This window comes from Solwaraspora sp. WMMA2101 (assembly GCF_049179175.1).
GTDB lineage: Bacteria > Actinomycetota > Actinomycetes > Mycobacteriales > Micromonosporaceae > Micromonospora_E.
The window spans coordinates 6,077,731-6,092,976 of record NZ_JBMHMA010000006.1 but is presented as its reverse complement, the minus strand read 5'-3'; the positions used below and the strand labels follow the sequence as shown (position 1 = coordinate 6,092,976).

At 70.8% G+C, this 15,246-nt stretch carries 17 protein-coding genes; 4 read left to right on the top strand and 13 right to left on the bottom strand.

What is annotated here, in order from left to right; translation table 11 throughout:
* The first annotated feature begins 4 nt into the window (after positions 1–4).
* The gene (gene typA / locus ACN28F_RS28775) at positions 5–1,870 is read left to right on the top strand and encodes a translational GTPase TypA (protein ID WP_289205588.1); all 1,866 of its coding nucleotides are present in this window, start codon (positions 5–7) and stop codon (positions 1,868–1,870) included.
* Positions 1,871–1,942: 72 nt separating this feature from the next.
* On the opposite strand, the gene ACN28F_RS28770 is transcribed toward typA, so the two are convergent.
* Positions 1,943–2,941, bottom strand: a complete 999-nt coding sequence (locus ACN28F_RS28770) for a TerC family protein (protein WP_421360614.1) — start codon at positions 2,939–2,941, stop codon at positions 1,943–1,945.
* 391 nt (positions 2,942–3,332) lie between these two features.
* Here ACN28F_RS28770 and ACN28F_RS28765 point away from each other — a divergent pair, with 391 nt between their 5' ends.
* Complete coding sequence (locus ACN28F_RS28765) at positions 3,333–3,626, top strand: antibiotic biosynthesis monooxygenase family protein (protein ID WP_289205586.1); 294 nt, start codon at positions 3,333–3,335, stop codon at positions 3,624–3,626.
* Positions 3,627–3,640: 14 nt separating this feature from the next.
* Positions 3,641–4,873, top strand: coding sequence for a glycosyltransferase (locus tag ACN28F_RS28760; RefSeq protein ID WP_421360611.1), 1,233 nt, complete (start codon positions 3,641–3,643; stop codon positions 4,871–4,873).
* An 84-nt stretch (positions 4,874–4,957) separates the two neighbouring features.
* On the opposite strand, the gene ACN28F_RS28755 is transcribed toward ACN28F_RS28760, so the two are convergent.
* From ACN28F_RS28755 to ACN28F_RS28715, 9 genes are all read right to left on the bottom strand, one after another.
* Positions 4,958–5,917 carry an STM4011 family radical SAM protein gene (locus ACN28F_RS28755; protein WP_421360608.1) on the bottom strand — a complete coding sequence of 320 codons (960 nt, stop codon included), beginning with the start codon at positions 5,915–5,917 and terminating at the stop codon, positions 4,958–4,960.
* Positions 5,914–7,263: an STM4012 family radical SAM protein gene (locus ACN28F_RS28750; protein WP_421360606.1), complete on the bottom strand. Its 1,350-nt coding sequence runs from the start codon at positions 7,261–7,263 to the stop codon at positions 5,914–5,916. Before ACN28F_RS28750 ends, ACN28F_RS28755 begins: the two co-directional genes overlap by 4 nt.
* Positions 7,260–8,084 (bottom strand): STM4013/SEN3800 family hydrolase, encoded by an 825-nt coding sequence (locus tag ACN28F_RS28745; RefSeq protein WP_421360603.1) that lies wholly within the window; start codon positions 8,082–8,084, stop codon positions 7,260–7,262. The genes ACN28F_RS28750 and ACN28F_RS28745 overlap by 4 nt, the downstream gene beginning before the upstream one ends.
* Positions 8,081–9,193 (bottom strand): STM4014 family protein, encoded by a 1,113-nt coding sequence (locus ACN28F_RS28740; RefSeq protein ID WP_421360600.1) that lies wholly within the window; start codon positions 9,191–9,193, stop codon positions 8,081–8,083. The genes ACN28F_RS28745 and ACN28F_RS28740 overlap by 4 nt, the downstream gene beginning before the upstream one ends.
* A gap of 20 nt (positions 9,194–9,213) precedes the next feature.
* Positions 9,214–10,134: an STM4015 family protein gene (locus ACN28F_RS28735; RefSeq protein WP_289205580.1), complete on the bottom strand. Its 921-nt coding sequence runs from the start codon at positions 10,132–10,134 to the stop codon at positions 9,214–9,216.
* A gap of 105 nt (positions 10,135–10,239) precedes the next feature.
* Complete coding sequence (locus ACN28F_RS28730) at positions 10,240–11,130, bottom strand: hypothetical protein (protein ID WP_421360597.1); 891 nt, start codon at positions 11,128–11,130, stop codon at positions 10,240–10,242.
* Complete coding sequence (locus ACN28F_RS28725) at positions 11,131–11,454, bottom strand: PadR family transcriptional regulator (RefSeq protein WP_421360594.1); 324 nt, start codon at positions 11,452–11,454, stop codon at positions 11,131–11,133.
* Between the two features lie 118 nt (positions 11,455–11,572).
* A complete protein-coding gene (locus tag ACN28F_RS28720; protein WP_421360591.1) occupies positions 11,573–12,049 on the bottom strand; it encodes a DUF6326 family protein in 477 nt (158 codons plus the stop codon).
* 162 nt (positions 12,050–12,211) lie between these two features.
* A complete protein-coding gene (locus tag ACN28F_RS28715) occupies positions 12,212–12,907 on the bottom strand; it encodes a hypothetical protein (RefSeq protein ID WP_289205576.1) in 696 nt (231 codons plus the stop codon).
* A 169-nt stretch (positions 12,908–13,076) separates the two neighbouring features.
* Here ACN28F_RS28715 and ACN28F_RS28710 point away from each other — a divergent pair, with 169 nt between their 5' ends.
* Positions 13,077–13,745, top strand: coding sequence for a TetR/AcrR family transcriptional regulator C-terminal domain-containing protein (locus ACN28F_RS28710; protein ID WP_289205575.1), 669 nt, complete (start codon positions 13,077–13,079; stop codon positions 13,743–13,745).
* Between the two features lie 100 nt (positions 13,746–13,845).
* On the opposite strand, the gene ACN28F_RS28705 is transcribed toward ACN28F_RS28710, so the two are convergent.
* From ACN28F_RS28705 to ACN28F_RS28695, 3 genes are all read right to left on the bottom strand, one after another.
* Entirely contained in the window at positions 13,846–14,028 is a 183-nt protein-coding gene (locus tag ACN28F_RS28705; protein WP_421360586.1) for a DUF397 domain-containing protein, read from the bottom strand.
* A 97-nt stretch (positions 14,029–14,125) separates the two neighbouring features.
* Positions 14,126–14,311 (bottom strand): DUF397 domain-containing protein, encoded by a 186-nt coding sequence (locus ACN28F_RS28700; protein WP_289205573.1) that lies wholly within the window; start codon positions 14,309–14,311, stop codon positions 14,126–14,128.
* Between the two features lie 29 nt (positions 14,312–14,340).
* Complete coding sequence (locus ACN28F_RS28695) at positions 14,341–15,204, bottom strand: helix-turn-helix domain-containing protein (RefSeq protein ID WP_421361554.1); 864 nt, start codon at positions 15,202–15,204, stop codon at positions 14,341–14,343.
* Positions 15,205–15,246: the final 42 nt, after the last annotated feature.

Below are 15,246 nucleotides of genomic sequence, written 5' to 3'. Positions count from 1 at the left end.
GGTCATGCAGACCCGCTCCGATCTCCGCAACGTGGCCATCATCGCGCATGTCGACCACGGTAAGACCACGCTGGTTGACGCGATGCTGCGCCAAGGCGGCCAGCTGCACAGCCGGGCCGAGCTGGCCGACCGGGCCATGGACTCGATGGACCTGGAACGGGAGAAGGGCATCACGATCCTGGCCAAGAACACCGCGATCACCTACGTGTCGGACCAAGGCGAACCCGTGGTCATCAACATCATCGACACCCCCGGCCACGCCGACTTCGGCGGCGAGGTGGAACGCGGCCTGACCATGGTCGACGGCGTGGTCCTGCTGGTCGACGCCAGCGAGGGTCCGCTGCCGCAGACCCGGTTCGTGCTGCGCAAGGCGCTGCGCGCCCGGCTGCCGATCATCCTGGTGATCAACAAGGTCGACCGGCCGGACGCCCGGATCAAGGAGGTCGTCGACGACACGTACGAACTCTTCCTCGACCTGGACGCCGACGAGGAGCAGATCGACTTCCCGATCGTCTACGCCTGCGCCCGCGACGGCATCGCCTCGCTCACCCAGCCCGCCGACGGGTCGGTGCCCGACGACAGCGACAACCTGGAGCCGCTGTTCCGGACCCTGCTCGGCACGATCCCGGCACCGGCCTTCGACCCGGACGCGCCGCTGCAGGCGCACGTGACGAACCTCGACGCCTCGCCGTTCCTCGGCCGGCTCGCGCTGTGCCGGGTCCGGCAGGGCACCATCCGCAAGGGCCAGACGGTCGCCTGGTGCCGCACCGACGGCAGCGTGCAGAAGGTCCGCATCTCCGAACTGCTGATGACCGAAGGGCTGGAACGCAAGCCGGCCGAGGCAGCCGGACCGGGCGACATCATGGCGGTCGCCGGCATCCCCGACATCATGATCGGCGAGACCCTCACCGACGCCGACGACCCCCGTCCGCTGCCGTTGATCACCGTCGACGAGCCGGCGATCTCGATGACGATCGGCACCAACAACTCGCCGCTGGCCGGCAAGGTCAAGGGGTCGAAGGTGACCGCCCGGCTGGTCAAGGACCGACTGGACCGGGAGCTGATCGGCAACGTGTCGCTGCGGGTGCTGCCCACCGAACGCCCGGACGCCTGGGAGGTGCAGGGTCGTGGTGAACTCGCCCTGGCGATCCTGGTCGAGCAGATGCGCCGCGAGCAGTACGAGCTGACCGTCGGCAAGCCGCAGGTGGTGACCCGGGAGATCGACGGACGGGTCTGTGAGCCGGTCGAGCGGCTGACCATCGACGCCCCCGACGAGTACCTCGGCGCCATCACCCAACTGCTGGCCACCCGCAAGGGCCGGATGGAGCAGCTGGTCAACCACGGCACCGGCTGGATCCGGATGGAGTGGCTGGTGCCCGCCCGCGGGCTGATCGGGTTCCGGACCGAGTTCCTCACCGAAACCCGCGGCACCGGCATCCTGCACCACGTCTTCGAGTCCTACGAGCCGTGGTTCGGCGAGCTGCGGACCCGGCCCACCGGGTCGCTGGTCGCCGACCGCACCGGGGTGGCGACCAGCTTCGCCATGTTCAACCTGCAGGAGCGCGGCTCGCTGTTCGTCGAACCGGGCACCCCGGTCTACGAGGGCATGCTGGTCGGCGAGAACTCCCGCGCCGACGACATGGACGTCAACATCACCAAGGAAAAGAAGCTTACCAACATGCGGTCGTCGACCGCCGACGAGCTGGAGCGTCTGGTCCCGCCGCGCAAGCTGTCGCTGGAGCAGGCGCTGGAGTTCTGCCGCGAGGACGAGTGCGTCGAGGTGACCCCGGAGGCGGTCCGGCTGCGCAAGGTCGTCCTGGACCAGACCGCCCGGGCCCGCTCGGCCGCACGGCGTAAGCACCAGAGCTGACTTACCCCCACCGTACGGAAGAAGCGGGGGCCGGCCACCTGGCCGGCCCCCGCTTTCCGCGTCGGTCGGCGACTACTTCACGATGTCGGCGAGCTCCCGCTTGCGGTCGCGGGCCGACTTCGCCAGCGACGCCACGGTGGTCACGGTCAGCGTCACGAAGATGAAGCTCAACGACAGCCAGATCGGGATGTGCGGTGCCCAGCCGACCGGCTCGCCGCCGTTGAGGAAGAACAGCGAGTTGTCCGCCAACGCCTCGAGCACCAGCTTGACGCCGATGAAGCCGAGCACCGCCGCCAGGCCGAAGCTGAGGTAGACCAGCCGGTCCAGCAGCCCGCCGAGCAGGAAGTAGAGCTGCCGCAGCCCCATCAGGGCGAACACGTTGGCGGTGAAGACCAGGTACGGCTCCTGGGTGATGCCGAAGATCGCCGGGATCGAGTCCAACGCGAAGATCAGGTCGGTCACGCCGATCGCGATCATCACGATCAGCATCGGCGTGAACATCCGCCGCCCCGCCTCGGTGACCGTGGTCAACCGGCCGCCGTCGTAGGCGCCGGAGACCGGCAGCACCCGCCGGCTCCACTTGATCAGCGCGTTCTCGGAGAACTCCTCGGCCGGACTGTTGTGCCGCAGCTGGCCGATGGCGGTATAGATCAGGAAAGCGCCGAAGATGTAGAACACCCAGGAGAACTGCGAGATCAGTACGGCACCGGCGGCGATGAAGCCGCCGCGCAGCACCAGCGCCAGCACGACCCCGACCAGCAGGACCTTCTGCTGATACTTCCGGGGTACCACGAAGCGGCTCATGATGATCACGAAGACGAAGAGGTTGTCGACCGACAGACTCTTCTCCGTGACGTACCCGGCGAAGAACTCACCGGCGTAGCGCCCGCCGGCGGTGGCCCAGACGCCCAGACCGAAGATGACCGCGAGCACGATGTAGAAGGTCGTCCAGATCGCCGATTCCCGCATGCTCGGTTCATGCGGACGGCGGACGATGATCAGCAGATCGGCGATGAGTACGGCGGTCAGCACGACCAGGCTCACCAGCCATACCCAGGCAGGGATGTTCACTCGGACCTCCGGCAGACACACGGCACCACCATGGCCGGCCCGACGATGGGTGCCCGGACCGGTGGAGATGCACGCAGCGGTGACTGACGGAGGTCTCTTCCGCCACCGCGTACCGGCCTGATCGACCGAGGACGCGACGACCGCTGGCACCGGGTCGCACCGGCGGACCGGGTCGACCGTGCTGACGACGCCAGCGCGAAGGAGTACTCCCCTCCTTTTGCGCCATTGTTGCCTACCGGGGGGCGAATGAACACACCGGGCCGGGGTCGGAGTGAGCGTAAGCACGTCGTCTGAGCGCGTCCTAGGAGGCTAGCTGTTTGGTGGACTGGCGGCCGTCACCGGCACCGGACCACCACGGAGGGCCTGCGATGCGGTGTGCCACGCTGACGCCATGGTGCTAGAGATCGCGCTCATCGACGTCCAGCCCGGCCAGGAGGACGCCTTCGCCACGGCGTACGCCGCCGGACACGAACTGCTGGCCACGACCGCCGGCTGCCGCTCGGTCCGGATGACCCGGGGCATCGAGACCCCGACCCGGTTCGTCCTGCTCGTCGAGTGGGACTCGGTGGCCGCGCACGAGGAGAACTTCCGCGCCAGCGACCGGTTCCCCCGCTGGCGGGACCTGATCGGCCCCTACTTCGCCTCGGCGCCGGTGGTCGAACACTTCGTCGACGTACCCGCCTGAGCACGGCGGCTCCGATGCGGGTGGAGATCATCACCGCCGGCAGCCGCGGTGACGTCGCCCCGTACACCGGTCTGGGTCGCACGCTGCACGCCGCCGGCCACCAGGTCACCGTGACCACCCACCGCAACTTCACCGACCTGGTCACCGACGCCGGTCTGACCTTCCGGGAACTGCCCGGCGACCCGCACGCCGCCCAGCTCACCCCCGGCGGGCGACGCCTGCACCGGCTCGGCGGCGGGCTGCGCGGCACCGCCGAGTTCGTCCGCCAGGGTCGGCGCTACCTCGACGACCTCGGTGCCGGCCTGGTCGACGCCGGCACCGACGCCGACGTGCTGCTGCTGGCCACCACGACCGCCCCGCTGGGATACTCGCTGGCGCAGCGGCGCGGCATCCCCAGCGTCGGGGTCTTCCTGCAGCCGGTGGCGGCCACCGGTGACTTCCCACCGGTCCTGCTCGGCGACCGCTCCTTCGGCCGGGCCGGCAACCGGGCGCTCGGCCGGGCCGCCGGCGCGGTCAGCGCCCGCGTCTACGACGGCGCCTCCCGGCGGTTGCGCCGCCGACTCGGCCTGCCGCCGGTGCCGCTCGCGGCGCTGCTGGCACAGGCCGAAGCGGAACATTGGCCGGTGCTGGTCGGCGTCAGCCCCAGTGTGCTGCCCCGCCCCACCGACTGGCGTCGCGGGCTGGAGATGGCCGGCTACTGGTGGCCGGCGACCGACCCGCACTGGACTGCCCCGCCGCAGCTGACCGCGTTCCTGCGCGACGGTCCCCCGCCGGTGCTGGTCACCTTCGGCAGCATGGCGGCACTGCACCCGCAGGCCGGCACCGTCATCGGCGCGGCGCTGCGCCGGGCCGGCGTCCGGGCGATCGTCCAGGCCGGCTGGGGCGACCTGCGCATCGACGGCGACGACGTGCTCGGCATCGGCGAGGTGCCCCACGACTGGCTGCTGCCGCAGGTGGCCGCCGTCGTACACCACGCCGGTGCCGGCACCACCGCCGCCGGGCTGCGCGCCGGCGTACCGGCGGTCACCGTACCGCTCATCGCCGACCAGCCGTTCTGGGCCGCGCGGCTGGCCCGGCTCGGCGTCGGCGCCGCGCCGCTACCCGGCCGGCGACTGACCGCCGGCGCGCTGGCTGCCGCCGTGCGGACCGTGCTCGACCAGCCGGAGTACGCCGAGCGTGCCCGGCGGCTCGCCGAGCGGATCGCCGCCGAGGACGGCAGCGCCAGAGTGCTCGCCGCACTCCCCTGACACCTCTCCCAAGATCGCCGCGATCTTGCACTCATCGACGGACAAATCGTGCATACCATGTCGATAACTGCAAGATCGTCGCGATCATGAGCGGGTGGACGGGAGGTCAGTGGGGGCGGGGATGCGTTCGAGGACACCACCGGCGAAGACGTCGTACAGCGGGAGGGTCCGCAGATGCACGTAGCCGATGTGGCAGTCGCAGGTCGCCAACGGGCACGGACGCGGACCAAGCGCCGCCCGGTAACTGCCGTCGTAGAGGTTGCCCAGCGGCGCGGCGACGAAGTGACAGCGGCGCACCGTACCGTCGCCGTCCACCGAGACCACCGACTCGCCGGTGCGGCACGACCGGCCGGCCGAGTCGTGCGGCCGGACGCTGTAACCGAACAGCGGGTCGATCCCGGTCCACGCCTGCTCCTGCGCCGCGTCGTAGCGGTGCCCGTCGGCGGCGTTGACCCACAGGTAGACGTCCTCTGGCAGCGCGGCCCGCAGCGCCCGCGCCGCCGCCAGGTGCGCCGGCAGGCCGACGACCCCGACCGAGAAGCGCACCCCGAGGGTACGCAGCACACCGCAGCGGCGCAGGAAGGTCTCCTGGTCCACCTCACCCGGATGGTAGGTGGCCCAGAACGCCAGCCGACGGCGCTGGTCGGCGTCGACGTCGGCGTCGGCCAAGAAGTCCAGCCGGGCGGCCAGGTTGGTCTGGATCGCCACCCGGCCCACCTGCGGCAGCCCGGCCAGCCGCAGCAGCGCCCGCCGGTACCAGGACCGGGTCAGCGCCTCGCCCCACGGGGTGAACAGCACCGAGATCCGGTCGCCGTGCGGGTTGCGCACCACCCAGTCGACGAACCGCTCCAGCGCCGCCCGGTCCGCCCGCAACGCCGCCGGGTCGTCGCGGCGCTTGGCGAACGGGCAGTACGGGCAGTCGTAGTTGCAGCTGGCCAGCGGCCCCCGGTAGAGGATGCTCAGCTCCCGTGGCCCGGCCGCCGGACCGCTGGGCCTGAGCACCAGGTCGGCAGGCCTGATCACCGGGTCGGGCAGGCTGGTCATCGGGCCGGCCGGGCGGTCATCGCGGACCGGACCGGACCGGAAACCAGCCACGGGCCGATCGCGTCCGAGTAGGCCAGGCCGGCGGCGGTCAGCGCCAACCGGTCCGCCGTCACGGTCAACCAGTCCCGGTCGGCGAGCACCGCCAACTGTGGGAAGTCCTCGACGGCGCGGCTGCCGAACCGGTCGCCGTACGCCGCCTGGTCACAGCCGTCGGCCCGCAGCAGCGACGTGATCAACCAGCGTCGCCGCTGCTCGTCGGTGTCGAGCCGGTACCCGACCTCGGCGTGGTCGAAATCGGACTCCGGGCGGCTCAGGTAGTCGTCGATGATCGCCCGGACCTGGCCGACTCCTACCGCGTAGTCGAACGAGTAGTGCAGGTCGGCGGTGTAGGACCGGGCCCCGCAGCCGAGACCGACCATGCCGTCGGACTGGCAGGCGTACTCCGGGGTGGCGTCGACCGGCAGGTCGGCCCGGCGGAAATGCCGCATGGACAGCTGCCGGTAGCCGGCGGCCCGTAGCCGGTCGACGCCCTGCCGGTACAGCGCCTGCCGCTGGTCGTCCCACTGTGGATCAGGCAGGTCTGCCGGGGCGCGGCGGGACAGGCCGGTGAGCGGGCGGACGTACAGCGGATAGAGGAACAGCTCCTCCGGCGTCCAGCGCAGTGCCGCCGCCAGGGACTGCTCCCAGGTGTGCCGGGTCTGGCCGGGGATGCCGTAGATCAGGTCGATGTTGAGTTCGTCGAACGGCTGGTCGCGGATCGCGGCCAGGGCCCGCTCCACCTCGGTACGCCGCTGCGGCCGACCGGCGGCCCGCGCCTCGACGTCGAGGAAGCTCTGCACGCCGATGCTGATCCGGGTGGTGCCCCGGCCACGCAGCACCGCCAGCCGGTCCGGGGTGGCGGTCGCCGGTGAGGTCTCCACGGCGGTCGGCGTACCGGCCGGGCGGAACCGGTCGATCAGGTCGAACATCGACGACAGCTCGTCGGCGTCCAGGTAGGTGGGGGTGCCGCCGCCGACGGCCACCCGGGCGAACCGGGCGTCGTCGCCGAGCGCGGCGGCCACCCGGGCCGCCTGGCGGTGCACCTGGTCGAGGTAGGCGCGGACCTGGTCGGCGGGCGGATTCGACCGGGTGAACAGGTTGCAGAAGCCGCAGCGCATCTCGCAGAACGGCAGGTGCAGGTAGAGCATGAGCGCGTCGCGGGACTGCCCGGCCCAGACCTCACGCAGCGCCGGGCGCGGCCGCAGCGGCCGGTACGCCGTCTTGTGCGGATAGCCGTACAGGTAGTCCTGGTACGGCGAACCGTCGAGCCCGCCGACACCGTCCGCACGGATCCCGTGCCCGGTCACGGCGAGTCGGCGGCGGCAGACCACGCGCCGGGGGCGAGCACGAAGTCGGCGTACGGGACGGTCCACACCACCTCGTGACCGATCCGATGTCCACTGTGGCCATCCTCACCGTACGCCGTGCCGTGGTCGGCGCAGATGATCGTCAGGCAGGGCCGGCCCCGCGAGCTGGCCAGTGCGAACAGCCGGCCGATATGCCGGTCGACGTACTCCAGGGCGGCGGCGTGGCTGTCCCGGTTGTCGCGTTCGGTGCCCGGCAGGTAGTGCCGGTTCGGCTGGTGCATCGCGGCCACGTTGACGAACAGGAACAGCGGCTGGTCGGCCGGCACCGCCGGCACGATCTCGGCGATCCGGTCCAGCTGCGCCTCGAAGCAGCCCGGCGCGGTCACCCCGAAGCTCGACTCCCAGTGCGCCTCGGCGAACAACCCGGGCAGCGTCGCGCCGAGCGGGGACGCCCGGTTGAAGAAGCCGACCCCGCCGACGCAGACCGTGTGGTAGCCCTCCTTGCGCAGCGCGGTCACCAGATCCGGGGCGTCGAACACCCAGGTCTGTTCGTCGGTGGTGGTCGCGCCCGGGAAGGTGGCGGCGTACAGCCGGGGGTGGCTGCCGGGCTGCGCCGGTGTCGGCAGGAATCCGGCGAAGAACGCCTGGTGCGCGGCGTAGGTGAAGCTGGCCGGGCTGTGCCGGCGCTGCCACTGCCCGTCGGGCAGCGCGCGGGCCAGCTGCGGTGTCCGCCCGGCGGCCAGCAACTCGGCCGCCACGTCGTAGCGCAACGTGTCGAGCGTGACGAACAGCAGGTCATGGCTGCCGATCAGATCCTTCATGCCGCCCTCCCCAGCCCGGCGCTGGCCCGCCAGTGCGCGGCCCGGCCGGTACGCATCGCGTGCAGTTGGGCAGCGTAGCTGTCGCGCCCGGCGGTGTCGTACACCCCGGGAAGCAGGTCCCCGAAGGCGTTCACCTCCGCCACGGCGTGCCGTCGCCAGTCGCTGCCGATCATCAGGTCGACGCCGACGTGCGGGCTGCCGGTGAAGCAGCGGGCCGCCCGTACGCACTCGGCGAGCGCCGCCGACCAGCGCTGCGGGCCGAGCACCGCCCGGACCGCCGCCGGGTCGCCGCGCCGGTTACCCAGGTGCAGGTTGGTCAGCGGCCCGTCGCTGCTGCGCACCACCACGTGCCCCGGTTCGCCGGCGATCACCAGCACCCGCAGGTCGAAGACCCGCCCGTGCAGCCCGGCCTTGGGGAACCAGCGCTGCACCAGCAACCCGTCCGGCGCCAAGCGGTCCACGATGGATGCCACTTCGTGTTCGGTGCGGTAGGTCCGTACCCGCAGCGAGTTGAACAGTCGACCGTCGCCGGCCAGCTCCACCGAGGTGACCGCCTGTACCCGGGCGGCACCGACGTGCAGGGCGATCACCCCGGACGCCGACGAGCCGTGCACCGGTTTGACGAAGACCCGGGCCCAGCCGGCGGCGGACAACGCCGACCGCAGCGCCGCCCAGTCGGCCGGCGCATCGTCCAGCGCGGCCGGCTGCGCCACCCTGGCGGCGGCCAGCCGCCGCTGGCAGGCCCGTTTGTCGAACATCGTGGCGATGTCCGTCGGATCGTTGAGCAGTGTCGCGCCGGTCCGACGTGCGGCCGTGGTGAGCCGGTCCAGCGCGGCGCGCAGCCCGGCGTACCAGGCGGCGCCGCCGGCGATCTCCCCGTGGGCCAGCGGCCGGTCCGCGCCGCGCAGCAGCCGGTCGACCTCGGCGTCCTCACCGGGCGAGTCGACGCGCACCTGTGCCGCGTCGGGCAGGTCGACGTCACCGGCCGCGAGCACCCGCCACGGCAGCACCCGTACGGGCAGGCCAGCGGCGTGCGCGGCGGCCCGGAACGCCCCGACCCGCCGGCTGTCCGGGTTGCCGACCACCACCATGGGCGCGGTGTGGCTCATCCGGGGAGGTTAACAACCGGTCATTCGCCGACGGATACGTACCGGCCCCGGTGCCTGTCCTCGGTCTGCTGATCGGTGACGTCGACGTCGACGCCGGGCAACGCGGCCGGCAGCCGGGCCATCATCTCGTCGGACAGGTAGTGCCGGTGCAGGTCGAGCCGGCGCAGATGGGTCAGCGGCTGGCCGGCGAGCAGCGCGGTGGCACCATCGTCGCCGAGGGTGCCCAACGACAGGTCGACAGTGTCCAGTCTGGGCACGACCGCCGCGCTGGCCAGGGCCGCCGCGACCGCGTCGGCGATCTCGGCGTTGCGCAACCCGAGGGTACGCAGCGTGGGCAGCCGGGTGCCGTCGAGGATCGGCGCAAGGTCGTCCACTGAGGTGTCACCCTCGTAGTCGGGGGTGCCCAGCCACAGTTCCAGATGGGCGCAGTTCGGCAGGTCGCTGGCGGCGACGGCGCGGGTGAGGGCGGCTGGTGTCCCGCCGGACTCGATGGCGAACTCCCGCAACCCGGTGTGCTGGACGGCCTGCAACTCCAGCGACATGGCGCCGCGTACCCGCAGCACTTCCAGCGCCGGGTAGGCGGCCAGCAGCGGGGTGACGTCGGGCTGCAGGATCCAGGAGATCTCGCACTCGTCGAAGGTCATCTCACCGAGGAAGACGGCCCGCAGGCCGGTCAGCCGGGGCGCGGCGTCGACCAGCAGCTCCAACGGAAACGCGACGTCCCACGGTTCGCCCCAGTCGCCGACGACCAGCGCGTCGACGCTCGCCGGGTCGACGGTGTCCAGCCAGGTGGTGAAGAGTTGCGCGAATTCGACCTCGTCCTCCTCCGACGCACTGAGCCGCCAGGCGACCGGGGTGCCGGTGTGCTCCGCCGCCGTCTGTGGGTCGAAGTCGACGACCGGTAGGCCGGAGAAGTGGGTGATGTGTTCGTTGATCGTCATCGGCGGCGCTCCGTGGTACGGCATGGGCTGCGGACCCGGCACGATAACAATCCGGTACGACGTCGCGCTGCCCGTCGCCGCGTCGTTGCGCCCTGGTGCACCCGCTCAGACCGCGCCCAGCGGCGGCGCCATCGGGCCGGCCGTCCGCTGCCGGAGCAGACGCCCGGCCTCGATCAGCAGGTCGACGAGGCTCACGGCGACGATGACGGCGACCCAGAACTTGGCGGTACGGTCGGCTTCCGGGCTCAGGTAGACCGGCCCGGCGAACAGCACCCAGGTCAGCACGGCGCAGATGGCCGCTCCGAGAAGCATCCCGACGGTACGGGTGACCGGCCGCCACCGGCCGTGGACGGTGACCACGAGATGATGCACCAGGGTGGCAATCAGCAGGGCGAGCACGAGTGGGCCACGGACCTGGGCGAACTCGTCGTTGAAGGTGAGGGCCTGCACGGCCTGCGGCGCGGCCCCGAGCTGATCCAGCAGCCATGCCGCGTTGACCAGCACGACCGTACCGGCGACGTAGAACGCGAAGGCGGCGATCCGACCGGACCGGACGACCCGGCCCGCGGCCGATCTGCGGGGCCGCCAGGCAAAGTGGTCCGGCCACCGACGCCGCGCCCAGCCGCCGAGGCCGAATCCCACGACGAGGAACCCGGGCCACCAGAACGCCGGTAGCCCGTACGTCCAGTACCAGTCGACGACGTCGGTCGCGGCGGCCACGCCGAGCAGCCAGATCACCAGCACACCGGCGACGCTGAGCCGGACGAAGCGGCGGGTGTCGGCCGGGTCGACGGCGATCGGCGGCTGCCCGTACCGGGCGGCCACCTCGGCGGGGCGACCGAAGGCCCGCAGCCGGGCCACAGGATCGTCGCTGTCGGCCAGTTCGTCGCGCAGCAGCGTCGTCAGTTCGAGAGCCACGTCCCTACGCTGCCGGCGGGGCAGCAACCGCGCCACGTCGGCCACGTACGCGTCGATCAGTTCCTCAGTGGTCAGCATCTACCTGTCACCCTTCAGCAGCTGGCCCATGGCCTCGTTCATCCCATGCCACGAGTCCCGGAGCCGGGCGTACAGCTCTTCCCCGGCGGGGCCGCGGCGGTAGTAGCGGCGTGGCTGCCCTTCGGTACGCCACTGGCTGACCAGGACGCCCTGGCTCTCCAGCCGCCGCAGCAGCGGGTAGAGCGTCCCCTCCTCGATCGGCAGGCCGTTGTCGGACAGCGACTGGCGCAGCTCGTAGCCGTAGCGGAACTCGCCCAGCTGTGACAGCACCGCCAGGACGACCACGCCCCGGCGCAGCTCAAGCTCCAGCCTGTCGCCGACCATGTGCCACACAGTACTGTGCAGTGCACAGTCCCGTCCAGCGCCAGGGGTGCGGTTCGACTGCCCGGTCGACACCCCAGGCCCGGGTAGCGCCGGCCCTGACCCGCGGTTCCCCGGAGACCTACTGTCGAAGGTCGGTCGTCGCGGGACCCGCTGGGACGGCGGGGATTCGAGGCCATGTCCAGGCGGAGCGCAGGATGAAGGCCAGAAGCAGCACCTCGAGTGCGATGGAGAGGCCGTAGAAGAAGGCCCAGCCCCCGGACTCCCCTGCCGCGTTGAACACCGTGAGGGGGATGTAGAGCGATGCGATGACGAGGTTCGTGGCGCGGTTCGCCCGGGCGGGCAGCGTCATGGAGAGAATCACCATCAGGGCCGGGATCGCCACGGACGTGAAGAAAATGGTCAACAACGTCGGGCTGATATCGAACTCAAAGATGACGCCACCCCGGATTTCGTCGATAGCGCCGGGCTTGTAGAGGTGGAAGTAGTCGACGTAGATGTAGAGGAACATGCAGCTGGTCCATGCGGCGGCGAGCTTGGCCTGCACCGGGATCGGCGGGTTGTCGAGCTGGTTCGGGGTTTTCGTTCGGATGGTCATCGGTTCTTCTTTCGAGAGGAGCGGTCCCTCCGCCGCAGTGGCGGCAGGTTTGGGCGTGCGTACGCACGGGTGGTCGAGTTCGAGGCGGTGGCTGCCATCCCCGGGCGGCCCTCCACGGGGTCCTCGCCCGCGTGCGTGACCTCGGCACAGCCCTCATCTCAGTCACGACCGGACGAGGCGCACGCCGGTCGCGAGCAGCCAGACGAGCCAGGCGACGAACCCTAGAAGCCCGACGAAGATCAGCGGCGAGCCGTCGGCGATCGCGAGGTTGCCCAGCCCCGCAGCGAGCAGCAGGGTCCCGCCCACCATGCCCAGCAGGCGCTGCCAAGCCGGAGTCAGCCCGCTCGCGTGCGCGGCGAGGGCCGAGCCGATGCAGGTGGTGCCGAGCATCGGCAGCGCCAGCGCGAACGCCGCCGCGTGAATCTGCCAGACGAGCCCGAACGCGGGCGTCGGCTCGGCGAGCCCGCTGGCGGAGAGCACGAGCCCGATCTGCAGGACGTTGACGAGCACGAAGATGGCCGACAGCGTCGCGCCAGCGGCCACGGCGAGGCGCGCCCAGTCGGTGCCCGCTCCGCCCCGCCGCTCCACCAGGCCGTGCAGGCCCGTCACGAACACGAGCAGCAGCGGCAGATAGACGGCTACAAGACCGGACACGATCGCGACCGCGTCACGGTTGGCCGCGTAGTAGGTCAGCACGTCCTCGATCGGAGCGCCGTAGGGCAGCGCGCCCGTTACCGCAAACAACACGTTCTCGATCACCACCAACACCGCGAACACGATCGCCGCGGCACCGACGAGCCGGCCTCGAACGAACAAACTGCGGGCTGGCGTGGTGGCGGTGTCCTTCGGGGACCTCATCTCTTACTCCTTCATCACGGTCGGATGACCGGCGGGTCGTCGAGCGCGTTCGAGGTTTCACTGGCTCGTACACCGTACGTCGTACACCGTACTAGGATTCGTACACTGTACTATCGCCGTACGCTGTACGATAGTCAAGCTGTTCAAGGAAGCGAGGAGACCCGGGTCTGTGAGGAAGCAACGCCAGGTCGCGTCAGACGCGGGGCTGAGCAAGCAGCGGGTGGTGGCCGAGGCGATCCGGATCGCCGACCGCGAGGGGGTCAACGGGCTGAGCATGCGCCGGCTGGCTAGCGCGCTCGACGCGGGCGCGATGTCGCTCTACTACTACGTGGCGAGCAAGGACGAGTTACTGGACGCAATGATCGATGTCGTGTTCGAGGAGATCGAGCTCCCGCCCGAGGGGACGGACTGGCAGTCGGCGATGCGACGGCGGTCGGCGTCCGCCCGCCAGGTTCTGGCACGCCACCCGTGGGCGATCGGCCTGATGGAGTCACGGACATCGCCGGGGCCCGCGCACCTGCGCCACCGCGAGGCGGTCACCGCCTGCCTGCGGAAAGCCGGCTTCTCGGTTCTGATGGCGACGCACGCCAACTGGTTGCTCGACGTCTACGTCTACGGGTTCGCCCTGCAGGAAGCCAGCCTGCCGTTCGACACCGCCGATGAGTTCGCGGACATGGCCGAGGACGTCTACCTGCCCCAGCTTCCTCCTGACGAGTTCCCCTATCTCAACGAGTCCGCCGCAGCGCTCCTCGCTGCCGGCTACGACCCGGCAGAGGAGTTCATCTTCGGCCTCGACCTCGTCCTGGCCGCCCTCGATCCCCTGAGAGCCTCCACGTAGCACCGCTCACAGATCGTCGCGCAGCCCTTTGCGCAGGTCCGTCGAGACATGCTGTTCCAGGCTCTGCACTGGGCGATCGCTAGGCCCCGAAGCTGTTCGGTCAGCCGCGCAGGCCGTCCACGAAGGATCGCCAGGCGGTGGCGGGGAAGGCCAGCCGTGGCCCAGTCGGGTCGGTGGAGTCGCGGACCGCAACCACCCCGCCGGCCGAGGCGACCTCGACACAGTCCCCGTTCGCGTTGCTGCGGCTGGACTTGCGCCACACCGCTCCGCTCAGGTCATACATCTGGGGTAGCTCTTCACCTGCCTGGTGAACAACGCCTCTGAAGGCATGTTGATCGAAAGCACTGTCGCTACGGTCGCACGGTGCCGCAGCCATTCGGTCAGCCGCGCAGGCCGTCCACGAAGGAGCGCCAGGCGGTGGCGGGGAAGGCCAGCCGTGGCCCAGTCGGGTCGGTGGAGTCGCGGACCGCGACCAACCCGCCGGCCGGGGCGACCTCGACACAGTCCCCGTTGGCGTTACTGCGGCTGCTCTTACGCCAATGCAGCTCGACCTGAGTCCGCTCCACGGTGCGATTCCTTCCTGCAGACGGTTCGCTCAGCCCTCTGTCACCAGCTTAGCCAGCAGATCCCGGCTTTCATCGACCGGCAGCGCGGCTTGCTGCAACCAGCGGCCGATCCGGGCGTAGAGGACCACGTCTTCGTCGTCGGTGAGGTGGATGTCGCTGGTCAGCGTCTCCAGCACCACCGTGCGCGGGTCAGCCGGATCGGGGAACGAGTAGAGCGAAAAGCTGGTGTGCGGCACGAACGAGTCGTGCACGACCGCATCGAGCGGCAGCACCTGAATAGTGACGTTATCCAGCTCGCCGAGCGCGCTCAGGTGGCGCAGCTGGCCGCGCCGGGCCTCAGGCGGCACGCTGGCCCGCAGCAGCGCGCTCTCGTCGATGACCGCCTCGTAGTGCGGCGGGTGCTCGCGGCGCAGCACTTCCTGCCGGGCTGCGCGGGCCAGAGTGTCGGCGCTGATGTCGAGGTCTCCGTAGACGTCGCGGCCGGAGCGCACCCGCAGCCGGGCGTACTCCGGGGTCTGCAGCAGCCCAGGCACCAAGAGTTGCTGATATTGGAAGATCGTGGCGGCGCTGGCTTCGAGCTCGGTGTAGCCGCGCTGGCGTTGACCCATCGACCCGAGCGCCTTCCACCAGCCTCGGGTGGCGGCGGCGTCGCGGGCGATGATGACCAGCTTCTCCCGTTCGGCCGGCACGACGTGGTAGACGTCGAGCAGGTCCAGGATGTCCGCCAGGTCGGGTCGGCTCTGGCCGAGCTCCAGCCGGGACAGCTTCGACGTTGACGCCCAGCCGAGCTGGTCGCAGACCTGCTCCAGCGTCATTCCGGCCGCGCGGCGAAGCCGCCGCAGCTCGCCGCCGAGCCGTTGGCGTCTGATCGTGGGACTTGCAGGCAACGCCACTTCCGTCCACCCCCATCCGCGACAGAGGGTAAGCGAGACATC

What these genes read in the sequence shown, in the direction of transcription:
- ACN28F_RS28745 (WP_421360603.1), bottom strand. Translation starts at nt 8,084, where the DNA reads ATGAAGGATCTGATCGGCAGCCATGACCTGCTGTTCGTCACGCTCGAC.
- ACN28F_RS28720 (WP_421360591.1), bottom strand. Translation starts at nt 12,049, where the DNA reads ATGACCATCCGAACGAAAACCCCGAACCAGCTCGACAACCCGCCGATC.
- ACN28F_RS28765 (WP_289205586.1), top strand. Translation starts at nt 3,333, where the DNA reads ATGGTGCTAGAGATCGCGCTCATCGACGTCCAGCCCGGCCAGGAGGAC.
- ACN28F_RS28760 (WP_421360611.1), top strand. Translation starts at nt 3,641, where the DNA reads ATGCGGGTGGAGATCATCACCGCCGGCAGCCGCGGTGACGTCGCCCCG.
- ACN28F_RS28715 (WP_289205576.1), bottom strand. Translation starts at nt 12,907, where the DNA reads ATGAGGTCCCCGAAGGACACCGCCACCACGCCAGCCCGCAGTTTGTTC.
- ACN28F_RS28730 (WP_421360597.1), bottom strand. Translation starts at nt 11,130, where the DNA reads ATGCTGACCACTGAGGAACTGATCGACGCGTACGTGGCCGACGTGGCG.
- typA (WP_289205588.1), top strand. Translation starts at nt 5, where the DNA reads ATGCAGACCCGCTCCGATCTCCGCAACGTGGCCATCATCGCGCATGTC.
- ACN28F_RS28725 (WP_421360594.1), bottom strand. Translation starts at nt 11,454, where the DNA reads ATGGTCGGCGACAGGCTGGAGCTTGAGCTGCGCCGGGGCGTGGTCGTC.
- ACN28F_RS28705 (WP_421360586.1), bottom strand. Translation starts at nt 14,028, where the DNA reads ATGTATGACCTGAGCGGAGCGGTGTGGCGCAAGTCCAGCCGCAGCAAC.
- ACN28F_RS28740 (WP_421360600.1), bottom strand. Translation starts at nt 9,193, where the DNA reads ATGAGCCACACCGCGCCCATGGTGGTGGTCGGCAACCCGGACAGCCGG.
- ACN28F_RS28735 (WP_289205580.1), bottom strand. Translation starts at nt 10,134, where the DNA reads ATGACGATCAACGAACACATCACCCACTTCTCCGGCCTACCGGTCGTC.
- ACN28F_RS28755 (WP_421360608.1), bottom strand. Translation starts at nt 5,917, where the DNA reads ATGACCAGCCTGCCCGACCCGGTGATCAGGCCTGCCGACCTGGTGCTC.